At 67.7% G+C, this 8014-nt stretch carries 9 protein-coding genes; 2 read left to right on the top strand and 7 right to left on the bottom strand.

Annotation, left to right across the window (positions count from 1 at the left end):
- The coding region (locus tag G3N97_RS33775) for an NmrA family NAD(P)-binding protein (RefSeq protein WP_205997224.1) at positions 1-144 on the bottom strand (144 nt) is incomplete at its 3' end.
- A 95-nt stretch (positions 145-239) separates the two neighbouring features.
- Between G3N97_RS33775 and G3N97_RS33770 the strand changes: the two genes are divergently transcribed.
- Positions 240-1139 carry a LysR family transcriptional regulator gene (locus G3N97_RS33770; protein WP_205997222.1) on the top strand — a complete coding sequence of 300 codons (900 nt, stop codon included), beginning with the start codon at positions 240-242 and terminating at the stop codon, positions 1137-1139.
- 9 nt (positions 1140-1148) lie between these two features.
- Here the strand turns inward: G3N97_RS33770 and G3N97_RS33765 are convergent, their stop codons facing one another.
- On the bottom strand, positions 1149-1625 hold the full coding sequence (locus G3N97_RS33765; RefSeq protein WP_183040063.1) for an OsmC family protein: 477 nt from the start codon (positions 1623-1625) through the stop codon (positions 1149-1151).
- A 276-nt stretch (positions 1626-1901) separates the two neighbouring features.
- Here G3N97_RS33765 and G3N97_RS33760 point away from each other — a divergent pair, with 276 nt between their 5' ends.
- Positions 1902-2495, top strand: a complete 594-nt coding sequence (locus G3N97_RS33760; RefSeq protein ID WP_205997223.1) for a GNAT family N-acetyltransferase — start codon at positions 1902-1904, stop codon at positions 2493-2495.
- Here the strand turns inward: G3N97_RS33760 and G3N97_RS33755 are convergent.
- The 5 genes from G3N97_RS33755 to G3N97_RS33735 all read right to left on the bottom strand — a co-directional run.
- Positions 2450-2998, bottom strand: coding sequence for a GNAT family N-acetyltransferase (locus tag G3N97_RS33755; RefSeq protein WP_205997221.1), 549 nt, complete (start codon positions 2996-2998; stop codon positions 2450-2452). The genes G3N97_RS33760 and G3N97_RS33755 overlap by 46 nt on opposite strands.
- Positions 2999-3046: 48 nt before the next feature.
- Entirely contained in the window at positions 3047-3643 is a 597-nt protein-coding gene (locus G3N97_RS33750) for an XRE family transcriptional regulator (protein WP_205997220.1), read from the bottom strand.
- A 60-nt stretch (positions 3644-3703) separates the two neighbouring features.
- Positions 3704-5332, bottom strand: coding sequence for an EAL domain-containing protein (locus G3N97_RS33745; protein WP_205997219.1), 1629 nt, complete (start codon positions 5330-5332; stop codon positions 3704-3706).
- Between the two features lie 212 nt (positions 5333-5544).
- Positions 5545-7359, bottom strand: coding sequence for a diguanylate cyclase (locus G3N97_RS33740; protein WP_205997218.1), 1815 nt, complete (start codon positions 7357-7359; stop codon positions 5545-5547).
- A 128-nt stretch (positions 7360-7487) separates the two neighbouring features.
- Positions 7488-8014: LysR substrate-binding domain-containing protein (locus tag G3N97_RS33735; protein WP_241031003.1), on the bottom strand; the 527-nt coding region annotated here is incomplete at its 5' end.

Below are 8014 nucleotides of genomic sequence, written 5' to 3'. Positions count from 1 at the left end.
CTCGCCAGCCGCACCGCCGAGGTTGCGCTTGAGCGCGCGCACCTGCCAGCCCGCGCGGCGCAACTGGCGCGCCACTTCGCCGCCGATACCGCCGCTCGCGCCCAGCACCAGTGCGGTGCGCGCCGTGTCAGGAATTGCCGCCATTGCCGTTCTCCGTTGTGGATTCGATGGCTGCATTCTGCGCGGATCGGCGATCATAAAAAATTGCCGAAGATGGACTATCGGCTATACATTTCTGTATGGCCTCGAATCTGAACTGGGAACTCTACCGGACCTTCCTCGCGGTGCTCACCGAGGGCTCGCTCTCGGGCGCGGCGCGCGCGCTCGGCATCACGCAGCCCACGGCGGGGCGGCACGTGGTCGCGCTCGAAGCCGCGTTTGGTCAGCCGCTCTTCACGCGCTCGCCCGCAGGCTTTTTGCCGACCGAAGCGGCGCGCGCATTGCGCGGTCACGCCGAAGCGATGCGCTCCACGGCGGCCGCGCTCGAACGCGCGGCCGCGGGACAGGGCGACGGCATGCGCGGCGTGGTGCGCGTCTCGGCGAGCGAAGTGGTGGGCATCGAAGTGCTGCCGCCCATCCTCGCGCAAGTGCGGCGCACGCATCCCGAACTCGTGGTGGAACTGGTCGCGACCAACCGCGTGCAGGATCTGCTGCAGCGCGAAGCGGATATCGCCGTGCGCATGACGCAGCCGCAGCAGGAGATGCTGATCGCGCGGCGTATCGGCGAAACGGAAGTGGGGCTGCACGCGCGCGCCGATTATCTCGACGCCAATGGCACGCCGCGCACGCTCGCCGACCTGCCGCAGTTCGCGCTGATCGGCTATGACACGGTCACGCCCTTCGTGCGTGAGGCGACGCGCAAGTGGCCGTTCTGGAAGCGCGAGGCGTTCGCGCTGCGCACCGACAGCGACGTCGCGCAGTTCGCGATGATCCGCGCCGGTTGCGGCATTGGCGCGTGCCAGGTCGGCATCGCGCGGCGCGACGCCTCGCTCGTGCGCGTGTTGCCGCGTGCGTTCGCGATCCGCCTGCCGGTGTGGATCACGATGCACGAAGACCTGCGCGGCAATCGCCGCTGCAAGGCCGTGTTCGATGCGCTCGCGAGCGGACTGGACGCCTATCTCGCGAGCGCGCGGGCGTGATCGCGCGGCTTACGCGTCCGCCTGCACGATGACCGGCTCGCAGCGAATCGGGAAATTGACCGAGTTGGCGACGTAGCATTTCTCATGCGCCGTGTGATGCAGATGTTCGGCGCGCGCGCGGTCGTCGCCGGCGCGGATCGTCACGCGCGGATGCAGCACGATTTCCTTGAAACGGCCTTCCTCGGCGGTGTCGATCATGGTGCCTTGCGCTTCGTCCACGTAGTCGAGCACGGCGATGCCCGCGTCGGCGCACAGATGCAGATACCAGAGCTTGTGACAGGCGCTCGCCGACGCGACGAGCAGATCTTCGGGATTCCAGCGCGCGGCGTCGCCGCGAAACGCGGGATCGGCCGAGCCTGGAATCGCGGGCTTGCCGGCCGATTCGATCAGGTGGTCTCGGTCGTAGTCGCGATAGCCGCTCGTGCCGCTGCCGCGATTGCCGGTCCATTGGACTTTCACTGTGTACGTGTGTTCGCCGTGCGCCATCGTCGTTCTCCGTGTGGTCGGTGGCGCTATTGTCTCACCGACGGGCGAATCGCTCCGCTTCGATAATTTAGTTCGGATGGCGAAATAATTTGTGCGATAAAAAACACGCGCCATTGTCATGAATCGTCACGATTTTTACGGGATTTTTGCTTGAGGCGCGCCGGAGCCGACCCTAGACTTCGGTTCAGGACAACGACAGGAGAGGCCATGTCCCCACGCCGCGCCCCGCAACGACACCACGAACGCGACGAACGCATCGTCTGCACGCCGCCTGGCATGGGCCGTCTGGTGTTGCGGCGCTTCGATCCGCAGCGCGATTCGTGGGAGCAGCTTACGCAACTGTTGCACCGCGCCTTCGCGCGGCTTGCGTCGCTCGGGCTGCATTGCGCGTGCGCGGATCAGGGTGCGGGCGCCACGCGGCAGCGCGCGCTGGCGGGCGATTGTTTCGTGGCGGTGTGCAGCGGGCGGATCGTCGGTACGCTGACCCTCGAGGGCCGCGACGGCGCATCGCCTTGCGAGCAGTATCGTTCGCGCGGCGTGGCGTCGGTGCATCAGTTCGGTATCGAGCCGACGTGGCAGAGTCGCGGCATCGGCCGTGCGCTGCTCGCGTTCGCCTCGCATTGGGCCGCCGCGCGCGGCTGCACGCAACTCGCGCTCGACACGCCGTTTCCGGCCGCCGATCTGATTGCGTTCTATCGCGCGCAGGGTTTCAGTCTCGTCGATGTCGTGCGCTTCGCGGGCCGCGGCTACGACAGCGCCGTGCTCAGCAAACCCGCCGCCGCGAATCAGCCGTTCGCGCCGGCGAGGTCCGGCGTTCAGACCATTCAGCCGTCGACCGGCTGTGCGGGCGTGGCCAGATTGAGCTGGTAGAACGCCGCGTCGAGCCATCGGCCGAACTTGAAGCCGACTTCCTTGATCGTGCCCGAGTGCGTGAAGCCAAGGCGCGTATGCAGCGCGATGCTCGCGGCGTTCGTGGCGTCGATGCAGCCCACCAGCACGTGCAATTCCTTTTCCTGCGCGCGGCGGATCAGTTCGCGCAGCAGGCGCTCGCCGAGCCCCAGGCCGCGCGAGTCGCGATGCACGTAGACGCTGTGCTCGACCGTGTACTTGTTGGCCGGGAACGGACGGAACGCGCCCCAGCTCGCGAAGCCGAGCAGCGTGCCTGCTTCGTCCACCGCGCCGACGACGGGAAAGCCGTTCGCGCGCTTGACCTCGAACCACGTGCGCATCGCTTCCGGCGCGCGCGGCTTGTAGTCGTACAGCGCGGTCGAATTGACGATGGCGTCGTTCAGAATCTCGAGAATGGCGGCCGCGTGTTCAGCCTCGGTGCATTCGATGAACTTCACGCTGTCGCGCGGCGATTCGGTATTCATAAGGATTCCTGTGCAAGCGTGATGGGATTTCGGCGACGCCGCGCCGTGTCAATTGCCGCGCGCGTCGCAAATGGCAACGAGGTAGCGCGCGGGCTGGGAAGCCGGATTGCTGAAAATCAGCGGCTGGTCGAGCCGCATCGCGAGGCAGTCGCCCGCTTCGAGCGCGTGCAACTGATCGCCGAGTTCGACATTGAGGCGGCCTTCGAGTAGCCAGACCTGCTGATGAAACACGTGCTCGCGGCTGCCGGTTTCATAGGCCACGCGCGCGCCGGGCGGGAAGTCCACTTCGACGAGCTGAATGGGCGAAGGCCAGTTGGCCGGCGAAAGGCTGCGGCGCGTGTAGCCCGATTGCGGGTCGCGCCATTGCGTCTGGGCGTCGCGGCGCGCGAGCGGCTCGGCGGGCGCGGATTCGCTCGCGCCGCCGAACAGGCTCGCCATCGACACGCCGAGGCCCGACGCGAGTTTTTCCAGCACGACCGCCGTGGGGCTGGCCGAACCGCGCTCGATCATCGAGATCATCGAGCGGCTGACGCCGCTGCGCGTGGCGAGCGCTTCGAGCGTGAAGCCGCGCGCAGCGCGCAATTCGCGCACGCGCTGGGCGATGCGTTCGTTGATGCCGGTGTCGGTCGGGCTGGTTTCTGACATAGTGGACGCATTATCCACTAAGTTGGAATTTGTGGTCAATATGTTGGAAATGGGCGCGGATCAGGCGCGCGGCGCGGCGTGCGCCGCCGCTTCGTCCTCGCGCTTCGCGGCGGAAGGGCCGGAAGGCCCGGACGTCTGCGCGGCCTCGACCCAGCGCGCGAACTCGGCGGCGGGCATGGCTTTCGCGTAGAGCCAGCCCTGCGCGAACTGCACACCGCGCTCGCGCAGATACTCGGCCTGCTGCTCGACCTCCACGCCCTCGGCGATCATCATCAGCCCGAGTTCGTGCGCGATGCCGATGATGTGCGGCACGATCGCGTTCACTTCCGCGCCGGTCGCGAGCGCGTTGACGAAGGCCTTGTCGATCTTGATGCCGTCCACGGGCAGGTCCTGCAGATACGAAAGACTCGAATAACCGGTGCCGAAATCGTCGATGAGGATCTTGTGGCCCGCGTCGCGATAGCGTTGCAGCACGGGCGCGGCCTCGCTCGCGTCGATGAACGCGCGCTCGATGCATTCGAACCAGATCTGGTCGCGGCGCACGTCGTGCTTCGCGAAGCCGCTTTGCAGCGTTTCCAGCGCGCGTGAGGAAATCAGGTCGTCGCGCGTGAGGTTGATCGACACGTGCAGGTCGCGGCGCTTCGCGAGTAGCGCGCCCGCGCCCTCGAACACCGACTCGATCACGCGGTCGGTGATCGCCTGGATCAGACCGAGCGATTCGGCCATCGGGATGAAGCTGTCGGGCGCGATCACGGTGCCGTCGGCGAGCGTCCAGCGCACCAGCGCCTCGGCGCCCACGCAGCGTCCGCTTTGCAGATCGACGATCGGTTGCAGCCACGCCGCGAACTGCCGCCGCCGGATGCCTTCGAGCAGGGCGCTGCGCGGCGTGCGCAGCTTGCGCCGCCAGCGCAGCACGAGCCAGGTCAGCAAGCCGCTCGCGAGCAGCGCGGGCGCGGCGAAGAGCCTGAGTTGCGCGAACATGTCGGGGCGCACTCGGTCGGCGGGCTCGTAGGCGATCACCGCAATCGGATAGCGGCGCGAGCGCTCGACCACGTAATAGCGCTTTTCGAAAAAGGGTTTGCCCGCCTCGCGCGTGAAGGCGGCCTGCACGAGCTCGGCATTCGCGCGTGGCCAGCGCGTGATGATCGTGCCGTCGCCCGATTCGAGCAGCGCGATTTCGATGGTGTCGTCGAGCGGGACGATGTCGAGATAGAAGCGCGGATCGATCACCACGATATGCGCGCCGAGGCGGATGTTCAGCATGCGTATTTCATTGCCGCGTTTGCCGATTTCCGAATGCCACGCGCTGAAGCCGCCGCCATACGACCATTCGGCCGGCGGCAGCGTGCGTTCGACGTTGCCGTGCAGCGACGAGCAGCGGATGGTCTGGCCGTCGGTCCAGGCCACGTTGCGGATGTAGCGGAACTGCTCCTCGGTTTGCCGCAGCGCCTGCAGATGGGCGGGCGTGCACGGCGTGCTGTCGAGGCTCGTGAGCGCGTGCAGGGCGGAGACGGCTTCGTTCGTGACGAGTTCGGCGCGCATCAGCGCGCGGCGCGAATATTCGTCGACCTGCTGGCGCTGATTGCGCTCGACGACGGCATCGGACGCGTACGTCACCGCCGCGAGCGTTGCCGAGAGGGCAAGCGCCACGAGACAGAACGTCGTCAGCGCGGTCAATCGTCGTTTCATGCGGGGAGCGGACGCGAGGGTGAAGCGTTGCGCCCGATGTTAGCGGTTTTCGCGTTGGGCCGATCCGGCACTGCGCGCCCGCGCACGGGCGCATGATTCGGGCGATTCGTCGCGCATGAATTTGCCTGGCAAAGCACGCGCGAATTCATGCAGGAATGCGAACACCGCATCGTGCCCTGAATGGTGCCTGCGTTTGCCCTCGCATGCCCGCGCTACGCGCCGAGCGTCTGCGGATCGGCGATCACGACGCGGTTGCGCCCGCTTTCCTTCGCGACGTAGAGCCGCCGGTCGGCGACCTGCAGCAGCGGTTCGTAGTGCGCGGGGCCGTCGGCGGGACAGACCGCCACGCCGATCGACACCGTGAACGGAATCGACTCCGGATGCGCGGCGCTCGCCGGTCCGGCGAAATGCTGCGCGTGGACCTCGACCGCGAGCCGCACGCGCTCGGCCACGGCGCTGGCGGTCGCGAGATCGGCGCCCGGCAGCAGCGCCGCGAATTCCTCGCCGCCGAGGCGCGCGGGCACGTCCACGCCGCGCAGGTTCGCGCGCAGGATCTGCGCGAGCAAGGTGAGCACGGCGTCGCCCGCTGCGTGACCGTAGCGGTCGTTCACGCGCTTGAAGTAGTCGATGTCGAGCATCAGCATGGCGAGCGCGGAGCGATCGGGCGCGGCGCCTGCATTTTCCGCGTTGGCGTGACGCGCGTCGTCGGCGCGCTGCGCGCGTTCGACGGTTTCGGCAAACGCTTCCTGAAAACGGCGGCGATTCGCGAGGCCCGTGAGCGGATCGCTGCGCGCGAGCGTTTCGAGCCGTCCGCTCGCCTCGACATAATTGCCGAAAATATTCTTGACGATAAACAGCGTGCCGACGAGCAGCAACACCAGCACGGCCCACGCCGCGATCAGCGGGCTGCTGAACACGCGGCGCGCGGCGGTGAGCGTGAGCTCGCGGTCGTCGGTGGCGGCCATCAGCATCCAGTGCGTCTGGCCGATGCGCTGATACAGCAGGTAGTCGCCGCGCCGCTCGATGTAGCCCGAGCCGCGCTGCATCCAGCGGTCGGTCGAATCGCGCGCGATCTGCAGCAGCGCGAGGCTGAAACGATGCGGACGTTCCTCGGTGAGCACGCCGTTGCGGAAGTAGACCACGTTGCCGTTGTTGTTCAGGAGGCCGAATTCGACCGGCGGCGCATCTTCGAGCGCATCGCCAGGATTGGCCGTCGCGAGTTGCAGCGAAAGCAGACGCGACTGCGTGATGTCCATCACCACCGCGCCGCGAAAGCGGTCGTGCAGATAGACGGGCGCGCTCAGCGTGGAGATGGCGTCGCCTTTTTGCAGACCCGTGTAGACGGGCGTCCAGAGCACGTCGCGCGATGGATTGCGGTCGGGCAGCTGGCCGCGATAGTAGTTCATCGTGCTGAAGCGGCGCAGCAGCGCGGGCACGCTCATGTCGTGCTGTTCGGGCGAGATTACGAAGACGCCGTTCGTCGAGATGAAGGCGACGGTGCTTTGCACGGCGTCGGCGTGCTGGCTGATGTCCACGAGCGGACTGAGCGAGCGGGCGAGCGCGATGTCGCCGGGCAGATCGACGTCGTCGCGATGAAAGCCGGGCAGCCCCGCGAGCGTCGCGGCGTTGGTGCCGAACACGGGCGGCCCGTTCACTTCGCCGGTCGTCTGCCAGGCGACTTGCGTGCTGGCCTGCAGCGCGTGCTGCACGGCGGGGTCCAACGTGCTGCTGCGCGCCTCGGGCGCGGCCGCGAGCACGTGTTCGGCGTAATTGCGCAGGAAGGTGAGGCGGCGGCGTTCGGCTTCGATCAGCGCGTCGACGCCCACGGCGCGCACCTGCAGATCGCGCAGACGGCTTTGCAGGTCGTAGCGCGTCATGTTGTAGAGCTGGCGCAGACCGACGAGCGCGACGAGCAGCATCGCCACGCCAAAGCAGAGCGTGACCACGAGATGCGGCCGCTTCATGATCATGCTGGAGAGAACGCGCACCGGCGTGCGGTTCGCGGTGTCCTGCGCGCTGCGCTGCATCGTGCCCGGCCCCTTCGGAGATGTGCCTGTCTGCGGGAATGCGCGGCGTCAAGCATAGCATCGGGTCGCGGCGCGGGCTCGGTGCGTGACGCGGTTGGGCGTACCCGAACGCCCGCGTTTTTTTCGCCTCAGTCGCGTCCGGCGTGCTGCGCGAGCGCGACGAACTGCCGAAGCGTCGCCGAGGTATCGCCTTCGCGCCAGCCTAGCGAGAGCTTCGCGCTCATGCGCACGCCGGTCACGTCGAGATAACGCACGCCCTTGACCTGCACCTGCGCGATGGCCGCGGGCACGATCGACACGCCGAGGCCCGCCGCCACCAGATTCACGACCGAGGCGATCTGCGGCGCGGGCTGCGCGAGCCGCGGACTGAAGCCGGCTTCGGCGCACGCGCGCACGATTTCCTCGTTCAGCGTGATGCCCGCGGGACCGGGCACCAGCACGAAGGGCTCGTTCGCGAGCGCGGCGAGCGGCAGCCGCCGCCGCGCGGCCAGCGGATGCGCCGAGGGCAGCACGATCTTCATCGGCTCGTCGGGCAGGCGCTGGACCGCGATGCCGTCCAGCTCGGTCAGCGTCGTGCGGCCGGGGCGGAAGAACACGGCGTCGTGACGGCCTTCGGCGAGACCTTGCACGAGGACCGGCGTGTTGGCTTCGTCGA

The organism is Paraburkholderia sp. Ac-20347, from assembly GCF_017104805.1.
Classification (GTDB): domain Bacteria; phylum Pseudomonadota; class Gammaproteobacteria; order Burkholderiales; family Burkholderiaceae; genus Paraburkholderia; species Paraburkholderia tropica.
This window is presented reverse-complemented; position numbering and strand designations above follow the sequence as displayed.